Source organism: Hoeflea sp. (genome assembly GCF_984452065.1).
The window spans coordinates 25,990-26,293 of the sequence record NZ_CFHWAF010000060.1; the positions used below are offsets into that span (position 1 = coordinate 25,990).

Consider the following 304-nt stretch of genomic DNA (forward strand, 5'->3'; position numbering starts at 1 on the left):
CGGAGTATCGGGCCGTCAAGGAAGCACTGGAGGCGGCCGGCTTGTTCGTCCTGGCGGATGGACGAGACCTATCTCAAGGTCCGGAACAAATGGGTCTATCTCTATAGGGCCGTCGACAAACGCGGCGACACCGTTGATTTCCTGCTGTTCGAGACGCGGGACGAAGAGGCGGCAACGGCTTTTTTCAAGAAGTCCATTGGGAACAACGAGCTGCCGGAGAAGGTCGTGATGGACAAGAGCGGTGCCAACCCAGGGCGACGAATCCAGGTTAACGCAGTTTTAATTTAGGATTTGTTCGAGATAG

1 pseudogene is annotated in these 304 nt (G+C 55.6%); it reads left to right on the plus strand.

Annotation, left to right across the window (positions count from 1 at the left end):
- A pseudogene (locus AC5E6N_RS13115) lies at positions 1-282 on the plus strand (DDE-type integrase/transposase/recombinase); the annotation flags it as partial.
- Positions 283-304: the final 22 nt, after the last annotated feature.